The 21,273-nt window shown below is 40.1% G+C and carries 17 protein-coding genes and 1 pseudogene; 11 read left to right on the top strand and 7 right to left on the bottom strand.

Annotated features, from left to right (window positions below):
* Positions 1–95 precede the first annotated feature (95 nt).
* Entirely contained in the window at positions 96–2,174 is a 2,079-nt protein-coding gene (locus tag BMF77_RS16955; protein ID WP_148764428.1) for an NAD(P)H-quinone oxidoreductase subunit 5, read from the bottom strand.
* Between the two features lie 190 nt (positions 2,175–2,364).
* Here BMF77_RS16955 and BMF77_RS16950 point away from each other — a divergent pair, with 190 nt between their 5' ends.
* Positions 2,365–2,553 (top strand): hypothetical protein, encoded by a 189-nt coding sequence (locus BMF77_RS16950; RefSeq protein ID WP_148764426.1) that lies wholly within the window; start codon positions 2,365–2,367, stop codon positions 2,551–2,553.
* Here BMF77_RS16950 and BMF77_RS16945 read toward each other — a convergent pair.
* Together BMF77_RS16945 and BMF77_RS16940 are read right to left on the bottom strand one after the other, a co-directional pair.
* Entirely contained in the window at positions 2,544–2,945 is a 402-nt protein-coding gene (locus BMF77_RS16945; protein ID WP_148764424.1) for a co-chaperone YbbN, read from the bottom strand. The genes BMF77_RS16950 and BMF77_RS16945 overlap by 10 nt on opposite strands.
* Positions 2,946–3,394: 449 nt before the next feature.
* A complete protein-coding gene (locus BMF77_RS16940) occupies positions 3,395–4,111 on the bottom strand; it encodes an NnrU family protein (RefSeq protein ID WP_015081038.1) in 717 nt (238 codons plus the stop codon).
* A 364-nt stretch (positions 4,112–4,475) separates the two neighbouring features.
* Between BMF77_RS16940 and BMF77_RS16935 the strand changes: the two genes are divergently transcribed.
* The 3 genes from BMF77_RS16935 (at position 4,476) to BMF77_RS16925 (ending at position 7,276) form a co-directional block, all read left to right on the top strand.
* Complete coding sequence (locus BMF77_RS16935; protein ID WP_148764422.1) at positions 4,476–5,492, top strand: LysR family transcriptional regulator; 1,017 nt, start codon at positions 4,476–4,478, stop codon at positions 5,490–5,492.
* Between the two features lie 78 nt (positions 5,493–5,570).
* Entirely contained in the window at positions 5,571–6,155 is a 585-nt protein-coding gene (locus tag BMF77_RS16930) for a 4-Cys prefix domain-containing protein (protein ID WP_148764420.1), read from the top strand.
* Between the two features lie 47 nt (positions 6,156–6,202).
* Positions 6,203–7,276: a PstS family phosphate ABC transporter substrate-binding protein gene (locus BMF77_RS16925; RefSeq protein ID WP_148764418.1), complete on the top strand. Its 1,074-nt coding sequence runs from the start codon at positions 6,203–6,205 to the stop codon at positions 7,274–7,276.
* A 445-nt stretch (positions 7,277–7,721) separates the two neighbouring features.
* Here BMF77_RS16925 and BMF77_RS16920 read toward each other — a convergent pair whose 3' ends face one another.
* Complete coding sequence (locus tag BMF77_RS16920) at positions 7,722–8,441, bottom strand: Crp/Fnr family transcriptional regulator (RefSeq protein WP_015081034.1); 720 nt, start codon at positions 8,439–8,441, stop codon at positions 7,722–7,724.
* Between the two features lie 374 nt (positions 8,442–8,815).
* Here BMF77_RS16920 and BMF77_RS16915 point away from each other — a divergent pair, with 374 nt between their 5' ends.
* On the top strand, positions 8,816–9,628 hold the full coding sequence (locus tag BMF77_RS16915; protein WP_371735123.1) for a DALR anticodon-binding domain-containing protein: 813 nt from the start codon (positions 8,816–8,818) through the stop codon (positions 9,626–9,628).
* A 212-nt stretch (positions 9,629–9,840) separates the two neighbouring features.
* Here the strand turns inward: BMF77_RS16915 and BMF77_RS16910 are convergent, their stop codons facing one another.
* Entirely contained in the window at positions 9,841–10,695 is an 855-nt protein-coding gene (locus tag BMF77_RS16910) for a Cof-type HAD-IIB family hydrolase (RefSeq protein ID WP_148764414.1), read from the bottom strand.
* A gap of 841 nt (positions 10,696–11,536) precedes the next feature.
* Between BMF77_RS16910 and BMF77_RS16905 the strand changes: the two are divergent.
* Together BMF77_RS16905 and BMF77_RS16900 are read left to right on the top strand one after the other, a co-directional pair.
* A pseudogene (locus BMF77_RS16905) lies at positions 11,537–11,839 on the top strand (zinc ribbon domain-containing protein); the annotation flags it as partial.
* An 89-nt stretch (positions 11,840–11,928) separates the two neighbouring features.
* A complete protein-coding gene (locus BMF77_RS16900) occupies positions 11,929–12,363 on the top strand; it encodes a hypothetical protein (RefSeq protein ID WP_148764412.1) in 435 nt (144 codons plus the stop codon).
* Between the two features lie 143 nt (positions 12,364–12,506).
* Here BMF77_RS16900 and BMF77_RS16895 read toward each other — a convergent pair whose 3' ends face one another.
* Complete coding sequence (locus tag BMF77_RS16895; RefSeq protein ID WP_148764410.1) at positions 12,507–13,553, bottom strand: tRNA-dihydrouridine synthase; 1,047 nt, start codon at positions 13,551–13,553, stop codon at positions 12,507–12,509.
* A 117-nt stretch (positions 13,554–13,670) separates the two neighbouring features.
* Between BMF77_RS16895 and polA the strand changes: the two genes are divergently transcribed.
* Complete coding sequence (gene polA, locus BMF77_RS16890; protein WP_148764408.1) at positions 13,671–16,574, top strand: DNA polymerase I; 2,904 nt, start codon at positions 13,671–13,673, stop codon at positions 16,572–16,574.
* A 250-nt stretch (positions 16,575–16,824) separates the two neighbouring features.
* Positions 16,825–17,829, top strand: coding sequence for a hypothetical protein (locus tag BMF77_RS16885; protein WP_015081028.1), 1,005 nt, complete (start codon positions 16,825–16,827; stop codon positions 17,827–17,829).
* Between the two features lie 229 nt (positions 17,830–18,058).
* Here BMF77_RS16885 and BMF77_RS16880 read toward each other — a convergent pair whose 3' ends face one another.
* The gene (locus BMF77_RS16880; RefSeq protein WP_148764406.1) at positions 18,059–18,775 is read right to left on the bottom strand and encodes a heme oxygenase (biliverdin-producing); all 717 of its coding nucleotides are present in this window, start codon (positions 18,773–18,775) and stop codon (positions 18,059–18,061) included.
* 213 nt (positions 18,776–18,988) lie between these two features.
* On the opposite strand from BMF77_RS16880, the gene glmM reads away from it, so the two are divergent.
* Positions 18,989–20,425: a phosphoglucosamine mutase gene (glmM, locus tag BMF77_RS16875; RefSeq protein ID WP_148764404.1), complete on the top strand. Its 1,437-nt coding sequence runs from the start codon at positions 18,989–18,991 to the stop codon at positions 20,423–20,425.
* A 108-nt stretch (positions 20,426–20,533) separates the two neighbouring features.
* Positions 20,534–21,172, top strand: a complete 639-nt coding sequence (locus tag BMF77_RS16870; protein WP_148764402.1) for a peroxiredoxin — start codon at positions 20,534–20,536, stop codon at positions 21,170–21,172.
* Positions 21,173–21,273 lie beyond the last annotated feature (101 nt).

Raw genomic sequence — 21,273 nt, 5'->3', positions numbered from 1 at the left:
CCTTCGTCCCTTCGTGGTTTATTAACTCTGCGTCCTCTGCGCCTCTGCGGTTCGTTAAAAACAATCCAGGGGCGGACAAACCGCCCCCATTAAAATCAGGTAACACCAAAAACAATCACCAAGCCCAAAACAGCCCCAAAAACGATCAAGGCATAGAATTGAACCCGACCATTTTCCAAGTATTTCAAACCTTCACCACTGACAAGAGTAAAGAAACCCGTGAGATTAACAGCGCCGTCAACAACGCGGAAATCCACTTCCATAACTTGTCTAGCCACACGACGTAAACCGAGGACAAAGATACGATGATAAATGTCATCAAAGTACCACTTGTTCAAAGATAGATCGTATAGCGGTTGAATGTTTTTAGCGATCGCACTAGGATCAATTTTGCGGGCTAAATACATCAGCACAGCCAAAGTAATCCCAATCACAGAAACCGCCACAGAACTACCCGCCATAATGTAAAACTCATGGGGGTCAAACTCCGCAGCCTTTTCCATAACTTCCGCTAAAGTTTCGCTAGGAGGAAAGATAAACTGCTCAAAATAATTGGCGTAGGGAGTACCCACCAAACCAATCAACATTGAAGGAATAGCCAAAACCACCAACGGTAAACTCATCGTCCAAGGAGACTCATGAGGCTCATGGCTGTGGGAGTCATGGGAGTGACTGGCCAATTCACCCTTTTTCATCGCCCCAGGACCAAAATTAGGCACTAGTTCTAATGTCCCTGACTTTTCAGCCAAAGCAGCAGCCGCATTTTTGAGTTTTACCTTGATTTTCTCGTCATTACCCCGGAATTTACCTTCAAATGTTGAGAAATACATTCTAAACATATAAAAAGCTGTAATCCCTGCTGTCACCCAACCAATAAACCACAGGAAGGGGTTAGCAGCAAAAGCCGCACCGAGAATTTCATCTTTTGACCAGAAACCAGCAAAAGGAGGAATCCCCGCAATGGCCAAGCAACCAATCAAAAAGGTGAAACTTGTCACGGGCATATATTTCCGCAGTCCGCCCATTAAACGCATATCCTGCGCTAATACAGGGTCATGACCAACAACTGCTTCCATGCCATGAATTACCGAACCAGAACCCAAGAATAGCATCGCTTTAAAATAAGCGTGGGTCATGAGGTGGAATAAGCCGGCACTGTAAGCACCCACACCCATAGCCATGATCATGTAACCAAGTTGGGAAATGGTGGAATAAGCCAAACCCTTCTTGATGTCGTTTTGGGTAATGGCGATAGTTGCCCCTAAAAACGCTGTAAATGCGCCAGTAAAAGCAATTACGTTCATTGCGGCTGGGACATTTTCAAATACTGGGTACATCCGGGCAATTAAGAATACACCCGCCGCCACCATTGTTGCCGCATGAATCAGGGCAGAAATGGGGGTAGGACCTTCCATTGCATCTGGTAGCCAGACATGGAGGGGGAATTGGGCAGATTTAGCCACAGGTCCCAGGAAGACTAAAATCGCCAACACAATGGCGAGGAAATTGCTAATAGAGCCGGTTTCTACTAGGTTTGATAGGCGATCGCCCATAACCATGAAATCAAAGCTGCCTGTCGCCCAGAACAGCCCCAAAATGCCCAATAATAAACCGAAGTCACCGACCCGATTTGTGACAAATGCCTTTTGACAAGCATCTGCTGCGGCTTTGCGGTCATACCAAAAGCCCACTAGGAGGTAGGAACACATCCCCACCAATTCCCAGAAAATGTAAACTTGTACTAGGTTGGGACTGACCACCAAACCTAACATGGAAGAGCCAAACAAGCTGAGATAGGCATAAAACCGCACATAACCCGGATCATGCGCCATGTAGCCATCGGTGTAAATCATCACCAAAACGGCTACTGTGGTGACAATCACCAGCATTAGAGATGTCAGGTGGTCAATAGTGTAGCCCATCGTCAGGTGAAAATTCCCGGCTGATGCCCATTCCACAGTCCAAAGATAAGACGCATGGCCTTGAAATTGACTCCACAGCAAAGCCAACGACAGTGCCATAGAAGCTCCCATTAGGGAGATAATAACTACAGCATTCAACTGTCGCAGGCGGTTTGTCACCTGATTTATCGAGATTAGCCCTAGACCGACCAGCATTGCTCCCAAGAGAGGTAATACTGGAATCAGCCAGGCATACTGATAGATTACTTCCATCACTAACGCCTACTTTTAGAATTCTGTACAAATATATTGAATTGAGAAGATGCCCAAAAAATGAAAATTCAATTGGGGATTGCTGATTGAAAAGAAATAAGCTACTTCTGATAGCCCAATACTTTCAAGTTAGCTTGAATTTTCCCACTTCAAACTTGAGTTAACTGAATAATCAGAACTGCTAATAATTGTGACACACACCCTTGAGGATAAAATACCCCACCTGATACCCTTTAGGTGGAGTGTTAAGCATGGTTTTATATTTGGTCAGTTGTTAGTAGGGGCGAAGCATTTGGAAGATAAATTATCGGCCATTGCCAAAAATAGTTCTCCAAATGCTTCGCCCGTACAGTTGTCAGTTGTTAGTTCTCAGTTGTGATTGGAATAATTCTTTCCCCCTGCTCCCTGCCCCCTGACTCCTGCTATATCTATTTTCTCGTGACTTGTATAGGTGAATTTAATTGCTTCTAAAGCTTGACGTAAATCGTCTTTACCGGGAAAACCTTCTAAACGTTGTTTGACTATACCTTTTTCAATTAATAGTAAAGTCGGTAGTGATTTCAGTCTATAGGTATTAGACAACTTAAAATTTTGGTCAGCGTTGACTCCCACCAATTTAAGTTCATCACCACATTCAGCCTGGAATTGTAATAATAGCGGGTGAATGATGCGACATAGTCCACACCAGGGCGCTTCAAAATTAACCAAAACAGGAACTGAAGATTCTAAAACTTCTTGAGTAAATGTCCGTTCATTAACCGACAACACTATGATGCCTCTCGTGATTATAAGGTTTTTATCTCAAAATTAGCTGTCAGCAGCAGCAAATTGGTAAGTTATCCCATTTTGGGGTTTAAATTTTAAATTGAGGATTTTCATGTTTTCCTGCTGACAAAAAAGCCACCGTGATTGTCGCGCTGGCTGTTCTCCATTTCCAATCCTGATTGCTATTGCTTGTGAAAAATTTTACAATGCTGAGAGCGCGGCTGGGTGCAGTCTATACATTGATATTTATTTACCGTTTCGACTAAGGTAGATGGTGACTTTTTGTCTACCATAAAACCCACTTCAGCCTGGCGGATAAATTCTTTCCCCAATCCCAGTTTTCAACAGTTTAATGATATATGTTTGAGTCTATCATACATTGTTTTGGTAGCAAGTGATCAGCACAAAGTTCTATTAAATTTATATGTTTTGTTGATCTTGGGGATCAGAGTAAACTACCACATTATCCTACTTGTTGCCACTAATAACAAGGGGTGCGACCACCATAATAGACCAGTAAAAATGGCAACTCCTAAATAAGCAGGGCGGAGAAATTCTTCCCAGTTCCAAGATTGACGGCCATCAATAATCGCTTGAAAGGGGATAATCGAAGTCCGTTGTTTGACCATCTCAAAAGCTTCTCCATAGCGTTGACTTAAACGGCGATCGCCATGCCATACTCCAAATAGGTGATGTATTACTAAACCGATTGAGGTAACAAGAGTGAAACTAGTTCCTAACCACAGGGTATGGGCTACACACCAAATAACCTGTCCTACCATTTGGGGATGACGGGTAATACGGATAATCCCTGTTTCATAAAGATGAACTTGGGGCTTTTGAATAGCCGCAATTTCTAGTAGATTGAAGGTAGCAGGATATAAAAATAAAAAGGATATAGCTGATAGTACCCAAACTAATGCTCCCACTCCTGGTATACCTTGTACCTGCCAAAGTTGCCAGCCATCGTAACGGTGATTAAAAAAGTAAACAATTAAGATCACAGCCAAAGGCAGGCTAATTAATGCAAAGATAATGCGATAAAGCCTCGGTCCAAGGTATTTTTCTGCCCAAGGACGCACAGCAGCCCCCCCGCTATGGGCGATCGCAAAAACTAATTGTAACCCTAGTATGACAAAATGACTGGAGGTAAACCAAGGATTGGACATCATATATACAACTCAATTCAAAATTCAAATTCAAAGAAGCTACTATTGGTAAACATCTTGACTGGTGTAAGCTATCAGTAGTCAGCCAAGAACAGGAGTAAAGAAGACGAATTATTCATTTTCTTGAAGTTACACCCAGGCAATTAGTTTTAATTACCTGTATTTCCGTCTTAAAATCTGATAGCTGAAGGCTGACGGCTGAATGCTTGATTATACACAGGAAGATTTTTGTCAAGATGTTGTGGTAAGTATTTTAGTTAGTTGTTCAAATCTTAACAATGCCATAAATCATGCTTAGTCACCAAACTATTCATTTTGATTTATTTTTAAAGTTGCTCATGAATCCCAGTTTGACAGGTTTTGCCTTATGTCTGACCTTCCTTTTACTTTAGATCAGTTACGAATTCTCAAAGCCATCGCCCAAGAAGGGAGTTTTAAGCGGGCTGCTGATAGCCTTTACGTCTCCCAACCTGCTGTGAGTTTGCAAGTTCAAAACCTGGAACGACAACTGGATGTTCCCCTATTTGACAGAGGAGGCCGTCGCGCTCAATTGACTGAAGCGGGACATCTACTTCTGAGCTATGGGGACAAAATCCTCAGCTTGTGTCAGGAAACCTGCCGCGCCATTGAAGATTTACAAAATCTCCAAGGAGGTACATTGATTGTTGGTGCTTCCCAAACCACTGGCACTTATCTGTTACCAAAAATGATCGGCTTATTTCGCCAAAAATATCCAGATGTAGCTGTACAATTGCACGTCCATTCTACCCGTCGCACGGCTTGGAGTGTATCTAATGGCCAGGTTGATCTAGCAATTATCGGTGGGGAAATTCCCACTGAATTAGCGGAATCTTTAGAAACTGTTCCCTATGCTGAAGATGAATTGGCACTCATTTTACCCACATCCCATCCCTTTGCTAAATTAGAAACAATTCAAAAAGAAGACCTATATAAACTACAATTCATTGCTCTTGACTCCCAATCAACTATCCGCAAAGTCATTGATCAGGTTTTAGCCCGTTGTGATATTGACACCAGACGGTTTAAGTTTGAAATGGAACTAAATTCCATAGAAGCTATTAAAAACGCTGTCCAATCTGGCTTAGGTGCTGCCTTTGTTTCTACTTCAGCGATCGCTAAGGAGTTACAAATGGGTGTTCTCCATCGTACCCCTATCGAAGGAGTAGTGGTGAAGCGGACACTCTGGCTAATATGTAACCCCAATCGCTATAGATCCAAAGCCGCAGAAGCTTTTAGTCAGGAAATTTTACCTCAGTTTGCTAACCCAGCCTGGACACAGGAGGTGTTAAAATTATCACAAATCAATCAAGTGATAAATAGTACATTGGATATAGCAACATCTAACGGTTCTGATGCCAATTAAAAACCTTGTTACCAGTCAAAAGTCATTAGTTAACGACAAATTTCTAATGACCAATGACTCATTTGAATAACAAATAATATGGAAGTCTGCTGCACTCGTCCCCACTGTCAACATCCTAAAAATCACTTTCCTGATTTAGATGATATTAAAACACTAAAAACAGTACCGCAAAAATTTTGTACTAACTGCGGTATGCCTCTGATTTTACGTGACCACTATTTGCCAATTAAACTTTTGGCTAGGGGGGGATTTGGTGCTGCTTTTTTGGCAATTGATCGTGATACTCCGAGAATGCGTCAATGTGTAGTTAAGCAATTTCAACCAAGTGGTAATTTAACGGAAGATGCCTTAGAAAAAGCCAGAATTTTATTTACACAAGAAGCAGGAGTTTTAGAAGAAATAGGTAATGAACATCAGCAAATACCTAAATTATTTGCTTTTTTTACGATTACAGTTCCTAACCTAAAAATAAATAAGTCAGAGCAGTTTTTTTATTTAGTTCAAGAATATATTTCTGGACAAACTCTAGAAGAAGAATTAGTTGAACAGGGCAATTTTTCTGAGATAAAAATCCTAAAAATACTCAGGGAAATTCTCCCAGTTCTCCAGTTCATCCATGACAAAGGTATTAGCAGTAACAAAATTATTTCGACTTATTTATAAATTAATGTCTTCAATTCTTTAGAAAAAAAGCACTAAGTAAACCACCCATGTCTCAAAAAAAAGAAACTCTGTCACTGCTCTTATCTCTTGTTCTTACCTCTGGATTAAGCTTGGTTTTGCTGTTGCTTTCTTTAATGGAACATTGGGGGCGAATTAACAATAATTCTAGTACCACTAACTCTGCTAATCAGAATCTCACTCAAAACCCCAGTAACAACATTATTAACCCTAATCCGCCACCAGTCAGTAATTGTAAAATCCCCAATTTACCACAAGGTATATTTAGTTATAGTGGTAGTACAACATGGGCTCCTATCCGTAGGGATGTAGACTCAGTCCTCAAAAATAGTTGTCCTCAGTTTGATTTACGTTATACCCAACCCATTAACGAAAAACCAGGTTCAGGAACTGGGATTAAAATGTTGATAGCAAATCAACTAGCTTTTTCTCAATCTTCTCGTCCCGTTAAACCAGAAGAAAACGAAACTGCCAAAACCAAAGGATTTAGCTTAAAAGAAATTACTGTAGCCATTGATGGAATTGCGATCGCTGTTAATCATAACCTAAATATTCCAGGATTAACAGTTTCTCAACTTAAAGATATTTACACTGGCAAAATTACTAACTGGCAACAAGTAGGTGGTACAAATTTACCCATTATTCCCCTATCTCGCAGCAAAGAAGCCGGTGGCACAGTAGATTTTTTTGTCGAAAACGTTCTCAATAAAGATAAATTTGGCAACAATATTAATTACATTGGTACAACCACAGAAGCTATCCGCAAAGTAGCTATTGCTCCTGGTGCTATCTATTATGGTTCTGCTCCAGAGATTGTCCCTCAATGTACAATCAAATCCCTACCAATAGGACGGACAAGTGAGCAATTAATAGCACCTTACCAACAACCAAAAATAACTCAATCTCAATGTGCCAACAAGCCTAACCAGTTGAATTCTCAAGACTTTCGCAATGGCAACTACCCAATCACCCGCAATTTATTTGTGATCATAAAACAAAATGGTCAATCAGATCAACAAGCCGGGGAAGTGTATGCAAATTGGTTAGTTACATCTCAAGGTCAAGAACTGATTGAAAAAGCTGGATTTGTCAGAATCAAATAAAAGGAGTCAGGAGGAAGAAAGAAGAAAGAAAGACAAAAGAATTATCTATAACCTGGAAAAGTGCCTGAGTTTTCATGATACCAAAAGCCAAGATCAATAATTGGAACCAGGTGGGTGGCCCCAATTTGCCGATCTAGCGTTATGAGTGCCTTCATCATAAATGCGGCACTAGAGAACATTTTGTCCAGGACATCTTCATTTCATACCCGATTACCCAAAATCTGTTTGTGGTGGTCAAACAGATTCGTAAAATTGACACTCTCAGGGCTAAAGCCCCTGAGTTTCCCACTTACCGCGAGATATTATGAGGAGCAGGCTCACAGAACTAATTACCCAATTTGGACTAGTTAGAATCCGCTGATACCTGCCATTGGTGTGTTTGAGAGTGGCAAGCTCTCAATCAACATCTATCAATTTGCTGCTCATTAAAGATTTGAACTAGATCCTAGCTGACTCTATTGATAGATTCAGCGGGTAGGCAAATCAGATTATCTCCTTGGGTCAGGATTAAGCCCCGTTGACGTAATTTACCCATTAAACGAGTGACAGTCACACGGGTTGAACCAATGGCGCTGCCTATTTGGGCATGGGTGAGGGGGAAGGGCAAGGAATAACCACGAATGACATCAGGATCAGTTTCGCTCATTGAAGGCTCTCCATATTCCTCAATCAGTAGGGTGAGAAATCCTAAGAGTCTGTCAATTGTGCGACGTTGTCCTAAAGCACTCAACCATAGCAACTTGCGCTGGTGCTGATATCTAAAAGCATCCATAACTTCACGGCGGAAGTGAGGCCAGTTGTCTAGGTCATGCCAGTACATCCACAGCACTGCTGTTTGGTCAACGTGGGCGTAGGACTGGAGTGTAAATGGAGACTGAGCAACAATTTCAAAAGGTTGACCTGCTCCCACAAAACCCAAGAAAGCTTCTTCTGGAGTTCTGTTAATCCGTCTAGATGTTAACTGACTAGCAGTAGCACTGACTTGGGCAGTTCCTACCATGCGAATAGCACCTCTTTGGACTAAATAGAGCAAACCAGGTCTAGCTGGAATCCGCTCATCTTTACTGAAGGTGCGGCAGCGGTAGTGTTCTTGGGCCCAGTCAAGGATTCGCTGCCAAGTTAAGAAAGGACGTGAAGCTTCGGAAAAGGAGGATTGAGATTGCATAGGTAACAAAGAGTGTTTGGCTGAGAACAAAGACGTGATAAGAAAAGTGCAAGGAGTGTCTTTGTGTTAACGGGGTAGGCATAACGCCTAACAGCGTCAGCCCTCCAATGGGATAGAAAGCTAAATTGCTCTCTATTTTTTCTTATACTTCCTACTGTACAACAAGGGTAGTAAAGATTACCCATTTTTTATACATTATTCATCAAATTTTATCCTACTCTCATTTTTCCTTACATAGACTAAACTTCTGTCTGAAGATAGATGGAACAGGATAAAATGATGCACACCATAAATTTTTTACAAAGAAATACGTGTGTTATAGACTACTTTTAGATCAAAATAAGGCAATTAAGCATTTAATAACTGGATATTTAGTGTCTTTCTTCAGTATTTTTACCAATAGTGGGGAAATTACAAGCATAAAAGGGAAAAAAGTTCCTCTCTATCAGGGAGGATATAATCAGAAAATTTTATATATCTCTGGTATGGCTATGAGCATATCAAAATCTCAGAATTCACCAGCGATGGAAATTGCTCAGGCGATTGTTGAGCATTTATCCCGAAATAGTGCTAGTTTATTTAACGTTAAAGTAGTTCCCCCCGGTTGGATTCATATAGAACTCGTTGACTCTACCTTAGCGGCTTGGTTACACTGTCTCACTGTCAGCGGAAATGAGGAATGCTCACTAGAACAAAGTGAACAGGCAAAAAGTAAAATTTCTGTTCCTAATCGCCAATTAACCAACTCATTAACAATTTTTAAAATTCAATACGCTCATTCACGATGCTGTTCTTTGTTGTGTACAGCAGAAAAGGAAGGATTAATTGAACTTGATAGGACAAATATTAAAAGTTTTGTATCTGTCAACCCTATATCTTGGCTCAATTGTGATCAAAAACTTCGCATTAATCACGCTGATGAGAGTTTTCTGATTTACCAATTAGTCAAAGTGGTAGATGATTTGGTTTGTGCTGATAGTGGTAGTTCCATTAACTGGTCAAAAGCAGGTGAGAATTTGAGTCAAGCTTTTGAGCGGTTTTGGTGTAATTGTCGGATTTGGGGGGAAGTGAAAATTCATGATCCAGAATTAGCTCAAGCAAGATTAGGATTGCTGATAGCGACTCAATTGGTTTTAAGGTCTGTGTTAGAAGACAAATTGGGGATTGTCGCACCTGTAGAACTTTAATAGCTAAAATTCAAAAATTCAGATCCCCGACTTCTCAAAGAAGTCGGGGATCTATCTTTCTATCTTGTCGGAATTTTACAAAAACTTTGAGAAATTCTCTTGACAAAATAAATATCTCCGACTACAATCGCAGGTGTGTGAGGAGCGAAATTAGGAAAGACACCGAGACGAAACACGGCCAGTCGTCGGTGTCTTTTCTTATTTTTGGATTTTTAATTAAGTAAGAATTTTTCCATTGCTATGGCTGCACCATCTAACTCTACACTAGGTGCTACCCAATCAGCGATCGCTTGCACTTGGTCTGGTGCGTTACCCATAGCGACACTAATGCCAGCATAACTGAGCATTTCTACATCATTGAAATTATCACCGATAGTCATGACATTATGACTTTCTAAACCTAGCATTTCTTCAGCTAGATAACGGACAGCATTGCCTTTATTAACATGAGTGTTAGCTGCTTCTAGGAAGGTGGCTACAGATGTTGTCATATATAATTCTGTGGGTTTATATCTATGGCGTAAATCAGCTAAAAGTTGTTGAATTAGACTCGCATCATCACACAATGCTAAAATTTTAGTGGGTTCATGATCTAATAATTGACGTAAATCACCAACGGGAATAGCATTCACACCACAGCGTTGTTGATAACTTTCCGTTTCTTTGGTAATTTCTCGCACATAAAGCTGGTCGTTGATGTAAAAATGAACTGAGAGGAGTGATCGCAAATCTGGCTGTTCAAAGTATTCTAGGAGTTGCAGGGCAATTTCTCTAGATACAGATAAATGACGGTGAATTTCCTGAGTATTTGGATCTTGAATCCAAGCTCCCTGATAAGCTACTAAAGGCAGCGTAGAGCCAATTTCTTGATGAAACCGCAAAGCTGAACAATACATCCTTCCTGTGGCTATAGCTACCTTAATTCCCTTGGCTTGTACAGCAGCAATCACTTCCTTGACAGGATGACTGAGAGTATTGGATTGTCCCGCAATTGTGCCATCTATATCTAAAACCAACAGTTTAATATCTTTTTCGTCTTGACTCTGATTTAAAGGCATTGTATCCATAAACTCCCCAGTTTTTAGTATTGTTTAAAATTATACGGATATAAATAACTCATTTAACCCAACACCATCCCAAATTTGCCCTAGAGATAAGCCATTTCATTGATATACTAAACACGGGTGAGATTTAAACTTTTGCCAAATGACAAAGAACCCAGATGTGTAGGGGTAAAGCAAGAGCTAAACCCCTACGTTTAGAATCAAACAATCAAGCCGTTTTGAGTATAAACGCAAGTAACTGATTCGCATTACCGCAGAATCAGGATTTATTCCTTAACGAAATCCCTCAAGAATGTAATTTGTTAACTAAGGGACTTCCAATTACAATATAACTAAAACTTATATAAACCCAATAATAGTTTTAATATTCATAACTTATGATAATTCAGCTTTAGATTTTCTTAAGAATTAATTGAGAATAATTTTTATTTAGCAACGAGCTTGCAATACTTTTGAGAGTTTGCTACAATTATCGAGAATTTCATAATTGGGTTATTGTTGTCAATTTTCTAATTGACTGACAAGGCTATTTTGAAAAGCCTTTATTTATGGTTATTGCAGAAATAAATCCCGAAAAATAATACAAAACTTTACAAATTAACAGCAAGTTCCGAGACGAATTTTTAGACAGCAATTATCCAAAGAATTATATAGAACAAATATACTATTGACATACAGAATATTTTATGATAAGCGAGAGTAATTTTCGGTTGGATATAAAACCTTTAATAGTTTTGCGTAATTCCCCACCCTCAATGTACTCATAGGGTGGGGATGTAAGCAAGTCAAAAACGAAACGTTCTTAAAATGTTTTTTACTGCAAGTAAAAGAATTTTGAGGACAATCTCAAACCTGTCCAAAATGCGGAAATCAAGAAAAGAAGAGTTTAGCCGAAAGAACTCATGTTTGCCATAACTGCGGATATACCCAACAGCGTGATATCGCCGCCGCAGAAGTAATGCTACTTTGGTACTCAAATAATCTACAGGGGTTAGGAACTAGCCTCTCAGACGTGGATGATTCTAGCTCTACTTCAAACACCAGCAAACGCAAGAATGCTGGAAGTATGAAGCAACTGGGTCAAAAGAAACGTCAAAAATCTCAACTTACTCATGGGGATGTAGAAACCCCATCTTCAACGAAGTAAGATGGGGTAGTTCATATCACTATGTTGTATATTAAATCTGGAGAAAAAAATTAGAATAGACAATTACCAGAAACCAGCAGGAAATAACAATGGATAATTTTTCGTTTTTGACCAGTGTATTCCCATCAGTTGATATTTTTATAGGATTTAAACCAGCTTTAAAAAGAAATACAAAAGGCAAAACAATTTTTACTTTTTCTGATGTTGATGACAATTTATTAGGGAGTCGGGTATTAAAAGAAGCAAGAGGTCTAAAAAAACTCGCAGTTCCTTCCATAACTCATAAGATACATATTAAATCATTCAATGAAGATTACTATCTCGCTGATGTCAAATTAATGATTGAGGACTGCATTAAAGATAAAATTGCCTATGTCAAGAGAGATTATGGGTTAACACCTGAAGAATATTATCAAGAAATACTAGAAACTCGTGCAAAAGCAAATTTAATTAAAGAGGCTGCTTTAAAAATTGATAAGTCTAAATTTCCCAGTGGTGAGGAATTTGAAGTTGAAACTGAGTAGTTGACACTCTCAAGGTATTGTCTCTATGCTGTACTGATAAATCCAAACTAAATAGTTGCCATAATTACACGCCCAAAGAGGGTGCTAGTACAGCACGGCGTAAATAAAATAACCATTCTCAATCGCCAAAAGCTTACGCCATATTAATTTTGACTTTTGACTTTTGACTTTTGACTTCCGCTTTGCGGTGCTAGGGCTAACGTTTTTGTCAGATCAGCAAGGAGAAAGAGATCGCAGAGGTTAAACAGTTCTACCTCAGTCTGCGCCCGTCTCATCAGCCGTAGGAAATTACCTTCAGTGTCAACACTTAAAGCAATGTAGTTAAGGAACATTTTCAGGTAGCCTACCCGCGCTCGCTCTGGCATAGTTGAGGCTGTGGGAGTTTGACATAAACGATCAATATAATTGCGTACATCTGCTAAAGGAACAGGTGTGATCTGTTCTCCTCGCAAAGCCTGGCGAATTTGATTAAACAGCCAAGGATTGCCAATTGCCCAGCGTCCCACCATCACACCCGCTGCACCGGTTTGCGAAAGCACTTCCAGGGCAGTTGTCGCCGAATTGATATTACCATTGGCAAGCACTGGACAATCTACCCGTCTTACCGCTTCCGCAATCAAATCATATTTAACTTCCCCGTGATACATATCTTTCACCGTGCGACCATGTAAACTGAGCAAATCAATATTGTGGCGATTGATTATATCGAGAATTTCGGAAAAGTTATCTGTATTTTCAAAGCCTACACGCATCTTCACAGTTAAAGGTTTATCATTCACAGCAGCACGCAGTTCTCCCAAAATCCGCTCGACTTTTTCCGGTTCTCTCAGCAATCCACCGCCAACATTTTTGCGATAGATTCTCGGCGCGGGACAGCCCATGTTTAAATCTACTCCCGCGATATTATATTTGCAGAGTTCCTTTGCTGTTCTCACTAAATCGGGAATACTTTCGCCAATCATTTGTGCAAAAACAGGGCGACCGGTATCATTTTCGGTAATTGCTGCCAGAATTTTAGAATTGAGCCGTGAGGTATCATTGACGCGGAAATACTCGGTAAAGAAGTAGTCAGGACTGCCGTAGTGGGCAATAACTTTCATGAACCACAGGTTTGTCACATCTTGCATGGGCGCAAGAGCAGTGAAGGGTAGGTTTTTCTGAAGCGATTGGGGGAGCGATACCTGGAACATAGAGATGAAGAGCTTTCAACAAAGCATCACTGGATCAAAAAATGGTGACTTAGCTTCTTCAACATAACGCATAAAAAAAATTAAAATAGATTATAGTTTCCCAATTCGGTTAAGCAGTTGACTTTTAATTCTTCAGTTATCAACAAGCCTACATTCATCTTAATTGATGGACACTCACTAGCTTTTCGTTCCTATTTTGCTTTTGCTAAAGGTAGAGATGGTGGACTTCGTACAAAAGCTGGCATTCCTACCAGTGTTTGTTTTGGTTTTTTTAAATGTTTGTTAGAGGTAATCGCTACACAACAGCCCCAAGCAGTAGCTGTGGCGTTTGATTTGGGTTCACCTACTTTTCGTCATCAAGCTGATGATACTTATAAAGCTGGACGTGCAGAAACTCCAGAAGACTTTATTCCCGACTTAGAAAATCTCTATGAGTTACTGCAAAGCTTGAATTTGCCTATACTTACTGCACCTGGTTATGAAGCAGATGATGTATTGGGAACATTAGCACAAAAAGCCGCAGCGTCTGGGTATCGAGTTAAAATACTTTCTGGGGATAGAGATTTATTTCAATTAATTGATGCTGATAAAGAAATTACAGTTTTAAATTTTACGCCAGAAGCTTTAAAACGTTCTACAAATAGTATTGCTGAATTTAAAGCAGAAGAAGTTAAAGAAAAATTAGGAGTATTCCCGACACAAGTTGTTGATTTTAAAGCCTTATGTGGTGATAAATCAGATAATATTCCGGGAGTAAAAGGAATTGGTGAAAAGACAGCAGTACAACTATTAAATACTTATAATTCCCTGGAAGAAATTTATGCAGCTATAGATGATATTAAAGGTGCAACTCAGAAAAAACTAATTACTGGTAAAGAAGACGCGGAAAAATCTCGCTATTTAGCCAAGATAGTTTGTGATGTTCCTTTAGAAATTGATTGGGAAGATTGTCAATTAACAGGTTTTGATAATAGCTTACTCATCCCAATTTTAGAGAAATTAGAATTTAAAAGATTTTTAGAGACAATTAATGAGATTCAACTAAAGTTTGGTGGAGAAGTTGTAGAAAATAAAGTATCGGAAATAATCGCCGAAACAGAGGATGATTTGTGGTTTTTTAGTGCAGAAGACACAGCACAAGAAGTAAAACAAAATGCTTCACCAATTCAACCACGCATTATTAATACAGAAGCTAAATTAACGGAATTGGTAGAACTTTTAAGAAAATTCACAAATCCAGAAAATCCCGTTGCTTGGGATACAGAAACTACTGCACTAGAACCACGAGATGCAGATTTAGTGGGAATTGGTTGCTGTTGGGGAACAGAAGCAAATGAACTTGCTTATATTCCTATTGGTCATAAAAACGGTGATAATTTAAATCGAGATTTGGTATTAGCAGCACTGCGGCCAATTTTGGAAAGTGCTGATTATCCCAAAGCTTTACAAAATGCTAAATTTGATCGGTTAATTCTGCGGTGTCAAGGCATTAATTTGGCTGGAGTGGTGTTTGATACTATGTTAGCCAGTTATTTGATTAATCCCGATAGCAGTCATAATTTAACTGATTTATCTCTGCGATATTTGGGATTAAGTGGAAAAAGTTATGGAGATTTAGTTGCCAAAGGGAAAACTATTGCTGATATTAGTATTTCTGCGGTTGCTGATTATTGCGGAATGGATGTTTATTCCACATTTGGCTTAGTACCAAAATTACGGGAGAAGTTAGCAGAAACGCCAACTTTATATAAACTGTTGAATGAAGTTGAACAACCGTTAGAAGCAGTTTTAGCGGAACTTGAATATACAGGAGTTCGCATTAATTCAGCTTATCTCAAAGAACTTTCACAGCAGTTAGAAATAGAATTAGCAAGGTTAGAAATAACAGCTACCGAAATTGCTGGGGAAAAATTTAATTTAGGTTCTCCTAAACAACTGAGTCATATTCTCTTTGAGAAATTAGGTTTAAGTACGAAATATTCTCGCAAAATTCAAACTGGTTATTCTACAGACGCTGCAACTTTAGAAAAACTTCAAGAAGTTGATAATACTGGTTTTGTAGAAGCGATTATTGAAAATCGGACTTTATCAAAATTAAAATCTACCTATGTAGATGCTTTACCAGCTTTGGTACATCCCAAAAGCCAAAGATTACATACTGATTTTAACCAAACTGCAACTTCTACGGGTAGGTTATCTTCTTCTCATCCCAATTTACAAAATATCCCCATTCGGACTGCTTTTAGCCGACAAATTAGAAAGGCGTTTTTACCGGAATCAGGTTGGTTAATGGTAGCTGCTGATTACTCACAAATTGAGTTAAGGATTTTGGCGCATTTGAGTGAAGAACCTGTATTAATTCAAGCCTATCAGCAAAATGAAGATATTCATACTGTAACGGCAAAATTAGTCTTTGAGAAAGAAGATATTAGTTCAGATGAAAGACGTTTTGCGAAGACGATTAATTTTGGGGTAATTTATGGTATGGGAGCGCAAAAGTTTGCCAGAGAAACGGGAATAAATCCGATAGATGCGAAATTGTTTATTGAGCGATTTAATGAAAGATACGCTAATGTTTTTGCATATTTGGAGAAAGTGAAAAAAGAAGCTATTGCTTATGGTTATGTGGAAACTATTTTGGGTAGAAGACGTTATTTTGAGTTTACTAGTAATAGTTTACGGCAGTTAAAAGGTAGTAAGTTAGAAGATATTAATTTGCAGAAATTAAAGAATTTAGGTCAATATGATGCTGGGTTACTCCGTTCTGCTGCCAATGCACCAATTCAAGGTTCTAGTGCGGATATTATCAAAATAGCAATGGTGCAATTACATGAAGTCCTGAAGAACTATCAAGCGCGGTTATTGTTACAAGTTCATGATGAATTAGTCTTTGAAGTTCCTCCCCAAGAGTGGTCCCAATTGCAACCACAAATTAAGTCGCTAATGGAAAATGCTGTTTCTTTATCTGTTCCTTTAGTCGTTGATATTCATGCGGGGGATAATTGGATGGAAACTAAGTGAACTACCTATATCCCATATTCCGTAATCTCACTTTCACAATTGGTAATTATTGCCGAAAAAATGTAAATCAAGCATAATTAACCCTCAATACCTTGGCCATTTTTCTGCTTTGTTGGGTTTCATGCTATTGCTTTGTAAACGTTCCACAACCCAATCTATAAATCAATATTTTTTTCAATTTGGTAAAGGTATTGATATAATAGTGGTTTTATCTGAAAATTTAGATTCATGCCACCTTACTAAACTAACTATGAACACACAACCAACAAACCAACCTATTCGCGTCGGAGTCCTGGGATTTGGTGGACTCGGACAAGCAGCAGCAAAACTTCTCGTCAGCAAACGAGAAATGATCTTAGTTGCAGCCGCAGACCAAAAGGGCTACGCTTATTCCACCCAAGGCTTAAATACTCAAGCTTGTATTACCACTTACCAAAATCAAGGTACAGTCGGTTATTTAGAACCAGTTGGGACATTAAGCAATAGCAGTATTCAGGATTTAATCGCCACCGGTCAACCTGTAGATGGTTATTTTCTGGCTTTACCCAACCTTCCTAATGACTTTATTCCCTCGGTAGCCAAAGAGTTCATTAAAGCAGGTTGGCGCGGTGTTCTGGTAGATGCCATTAAACGCACCAGTGCAGTCGAACAACTCCTGGCCATGAAAGACGAACTGCAAGCAGCGGGAATTACATACATGACTGGCTGTGGTGCTACTCCTGGACTGTTAACCGCCGCCGCCGCTTTAGCTGCCCAAAGTTACGCCGAAATTCACAACGTGGAAATTACCTTTGGTGTGGGAATTGCTAACTGGGAAGCCTACCGCGCCACTGTTCGGGAAGATATTGGTCATATGCCAGGTTATAGTGTAGAAGCCGCTAGAGCCATGACTGACGCAGAAGTAGAAGCATTACTCGATCAAACTAATGGTGTGTTAACTTTGGTAAATATGGAACACGCCGATGATGTCATGCTAGAAGTCGCGGGAATTTGTTCACGGGATAGAGTCACAGTTGGTGGTGTTGTTGATACCCGCAACTCCAAAAAGCCCCTAAGTACCAATGTGAAAATTACAGGACGTACCTTTGAGGGGAAGATATCCACTCACACCTTTACATTAGGCGATGAAACCAGCATGGCCGCTAATGTCTGTGGTCCTGCCTTTGGTTATCTCAAAGCCGCTCAGGAATTGCATCAACGCGGCATTTCTGGCTTATTCACGGCTGCGGAAATCATGCCTAAATTTGTGAAATAGGTCAGTTGTCAGTTGGAGAAATCTACCATCTACTCCCTGCGGCTGCTTCTGCTTCTTTCTCTAAGGGGGTGTTTGAAAAGTCTAATTTATTACACCCCTAGGTGTAGTAGCGATTTATAATCGCCGGCAACTTTTCAAACACTTTCCGGTGTGATGAGTTAGTTATGTAGCGGGCAAGATGCCCGCACTACAAGAGTTTCATAATTCAAGTTTGTATCTCATTAGAGTGTCAATCAGCAGTTACCAATTCAGTGCTACCTTTTGTCCGTTTCCGAGTCATGGCATTGTAAACCATGATGCCAATCGCTTTAATCAAATTACCTTCCAACTCTTGGAACATCTTCATGTTCACACCAAAAGCGGCATTTGCTTCTTCAGTAATGCGATCGCCTGTAGTATCATCAATAGGCATAGCATCTAAATTGGCTCTATACTTAGCCTTAAATGCCTTCTCATCGGTAATATCTGCAAATTCATAAAAAGCAGTTCCTTCACCTTCACCCAATTTCATCGCCGTTTGGGCAATATTTTTGAGGATTTGTCCCCCGGATAAATCACCTAGATAACGGGTATAGGAATGAGCAATTAATAATTCTGGTTCAGTCGCAGAAATTTCCCGAATCCGGTTTACATAAGCCGCACCCGCAGCAGATAATTTGATTTCCTCTCGCCAATTGTAACCATAGTAGTAAGTTAAGTCTTGCTCCAAGGTATGCTTGCGGTTAAGTTCAGGAAAGTAAATTTTGCTCAAAATTGGGTGATGCTTGTGTTTTTCCATTTCCTCTTCCATAGCCGAGTAAATGAAGTAAAAGTTAGCAACCAACTTGCGGTAGGAGTTTTTTTCCACAACTCCCTTCAAAAAACACTTGACAAAACCCACATTTTCTGCCATTGTGTGTGCTTTCTTCGTACCCACGCGTAATTTGCTTGCTAAATTGCTGTTCATATTATTAAAATTCTCAACTGTAAAAAAATTAACTGTGGGAGTTTTTTGTCCGTAATGGTGAAAAAACCCCATTAAAACGTAAGATTAAAACTATTTGATGAGAATTTATATTAAAAATAATTAAGCAATGAGTTTCTTTGGCGTTTTATTAACGTCAAGGATAATGGAAGAAAGTGCTATTCTCCTGTGTGATTGTGTGGAGTTTTTAAATTTATGGTTTCATCAATGGCTCGAACTCAAGACTGCATTTCCGAAGTTGAAAATAGTGGGATGTTCAATTCCATACCACTACCAACCAATGCTTTATTTGGTACAGATGGCATTCGCGGCAAGGTGGGAGACTTACTGAATGCGCCTTTGGCTTTACAAGTGGGTTTTTGGGCGGGAATTGTCCTCCGTAATTATGCCACTGATCTAGGACCAATTATCCTAGGACAAGACTCCAGAAACTCCAGTGATATGTTAGCCATGGCTTTGAGTGCTGGGTTAACCGCTGCTGGTTTAGAAGTGTGGTATTTGGGATTATGTCCCACTCCTTGTGTAGCCTATCTGGCCAGCATCACTAATGCCATTGGGGGAATCATGATTTCCGCCAGCCACAATCCCCCAGAAGACAATGGAATTAAGATCTTTGATGCCCAGGGTGGAAAGTTATCCAAAGCCCTACAAGGGGAAATTGAGGCGGGATTACGAGGTCAATTATCCCCCGATTTGAACATAAATAATTGCGGCAGACATTATTCACGAACAGAGTTAATTAAAACATATAGCCAGTCTATCCAAACACCTTTAGCATCTGGACTGACTCTCCAAGGCATGAAGATTGTTTTAGATTTAGCTTGGGGTGCAGCGGTGGGTTTAGCACCGGCGGTATTTACGGAAATGGGGGCGGAGGTGATTTGTTTACATAATGAAGCTGATGGCGATCGCATTAATGTCAATTGCGGTTCTACACATTTGGATATTCTCCAAGCCGCTGTAGTCGCCAATCAAGCCGATATGGGTTTTGCTTTTGACGGCGATGCAGATCGGGTTTTAGCTGTGGATAATACGGGCAGATCCGTTAATGGTGATTACATTCTTTACCTTTGGGGTCGCCATTTACAACAAAAACAACAACTCCCAGATAACTTGATAGTTTCCACTGTTATGGCTAATTTAGGCTTTGAAAGAGCTTGGCAACAAATAGGTGGTAAATTAATTCGTACCGCTGTGGGTGATCAATATGTGCAAGCGGAAATGCAGAAAACTGGGGGAATGTTGGGAGGAGAACAGTCAGGACATATCCTGTGTAGTCATTATGCCATGACTGGAGATGGTTTATTAACAGCTTTGCATATTGCAGCGGTGGTGAAAGAGGCTAATCTTTCCTTGGGAGAAATGGTAGATCAAAGTTTCCAAACCTATCCGCAAATCTTACGGAATGTGCGAGTATTAGATCGGGAACGACGCTTAGGATGGGAAAGTTGTCAACCTGTCCAACAAGCGATCGCTAAAGCCGAAGTAGCAATGGGTGATAATGGCAGAGTCCTCGTCCGGGCTTCGGGAACAGAACCCGTAATTAGAGTTATGGTAGAGGCCGCTAATGCTGAACTTGTCCACCATTGGACAAATGAATTAGTCTCAAAAGTTCAACAACACCTGGCTTAAACTTAAAATTTTGTTGCAAACCGCGACAGCCCGATGGGGTAATCGGTCTTTTGTGTCATACTGTGACGGTAGAATATAGATGTTTTCTTAAAATACAGGGAATCTTACATGACTCTTCGTCTTGGTGATACAGTACCTAACTTTACTCAAGCCTCTACTCATGGGGAAATTGACTTTTACGCCTGGGCTGGTGATAGCTGGGTGGTACTATTTTCTCATCCTGCTGACTTTACACCAGTTTGCACCACCGAACTCGGAACTGTTGCCAAACTCAAACCAGAATTTGATAAACGCAATGTGAAAGCGATCGCTCTCAGCGTTGATGATGTAGAATCTCATAATGGCTGGGTTGGTGACATTGAAGAAACCCAAAGCACCACTCTCAATTACCCAATTTTGGCAGATCCAGATCGTAAGGTTTCTGAACTTTATGATATGATTCACCCCAACGCAGCGGCTACTGTTACTGTGCGTTCCGTGTTTGTCATTGACAACAACAAAAAACTGCGTCTGACTTTCACCTATCCTCCCAGCACTGGCCGCAATTTTGATGAAATCTTGCGCGTCATTGACTCTCTGCAATTAACTGATAATTACAGTGTTGCTACCCCCGCAGACTGGAAAGATGGTGAAGATGTGGTGATTGTCCCTTCTTTAAAAGATCCTGAAGTCCTCAAAGCCAAGTTTCCTAAAGGTTATGCAGAAATTAAGCCTTATTTGCGGATGACTCCTCAACCTAACAAGTAGGTTTTCATAACAATGAATATGTCTCACGCAGAGGCGCAGAGGCGCAAAGAGTAAATATTACAAAGTAGGGGCGGGGTCTCCCCGCCCTCCATTGTATTGCT

The organism is Dolichospermum sp. UHCC 0315A (genome assembly GCF_008121535.1).
GTDB classification, from domain to species: domain Bacteria; phylum Cyanobacteriota; class Cyanobacteriia; order Cyanobacteriales; family Nostocaceae; genus Dolichospermum; species Dolichospermum lemmermannii.
Note: the sequence above shows the minus strand (reverse complement) of the source record. Positions and strands in the feature narration are given on the sequence as shown.

Coding starts and splice junctions, on each gene's coding strand:
- glmM (WP_148764404.1), top strand. CDS start 18,989: ATGGTTTCATCAATGGCTCGAACTCAAGACTGCATTTCCGAAGTTGAA.
- BMF77_RS16920 (WP_015081034.1), bottom strand. CDS start 8,441: ATGCAATCTCAATCCTCCTTTTCCGAAGCTTCACGTCCTTTCTTAACT.
- BMF77_RS16885 (WP_015081028.1), top strand. CDS start 16,825: ATGAACACACAACCAACAAACCAACCTATTCGCGTCGGAGTCCTGGGA.
- BMF77_RS16935 (WP_148764422.1), top strand. CDS start 4,476: ATGTCTGACCTTCCTTTTACTTTAGATCAGTTACGAATTCTCAAAGCC.
- BMF77_RS16900 (WP_148764412.1), top strand. CDS start 11,929: ATGGATAATTTTTCGTTTTTGACCAGTGTATTCCCATCAGTTGATATT.
- BMF77_RS16925 (WP_148764418.1), top strand. CDS start 6,203: ATGTCTCAAAAAAAAGAAACTCTGTCACTGCTCTTATCTCTTGTTCTT.
- BMF77_RS16870 (WP_148764402.1), top strand. CDS start 20,534: ATGACTCTTCGTCTTGGTGATACAGTACCTAACTTTACTCAAGCCTCT.
- BMF77_RS16895 (WP_148764410.1), bottom strand. CDS start 13,553: ATGTTCCAGGTATCGCTCCCCCAATCGCTTCAGAAAAACCTACCCTTC.
- BMF77_RS16910 (WP_148764414.1), bottom strand. CDS start 10,695: ATGGATACAATGCCTTTAAATCAGAGTCAAGACGAAAAAGATATTAAA.
- BMF77_RS16955 (WP_148764428.1), bottom strand. CDS start 2,174: ATGGAAGTAATCTATCAGTATGCCTGGCTGATTCCAGTATTACCTCTC.
- BMF77_RS16940 (WP_015081038.1), bottom strand. CDS start 4,111: ATGATGTCCAATCCTTGGTTTACCTCCAGTCATTTTGTCATACTAGGG.
- BMF77_RS16930 (WP_148764420.1), top strand. CDS start 5,571: ATGGAAGTCTGCTGCACTCGTCCCCACTGTCAACATCCTAAAAATCAC.
- BMF77_RS16880 (WP_148764406.1), bottom strand. CDS start 18,775: ATGAACAGCAATTTAGCAAGCAAATTACGCGTGGGTACGAAGAAAGCA.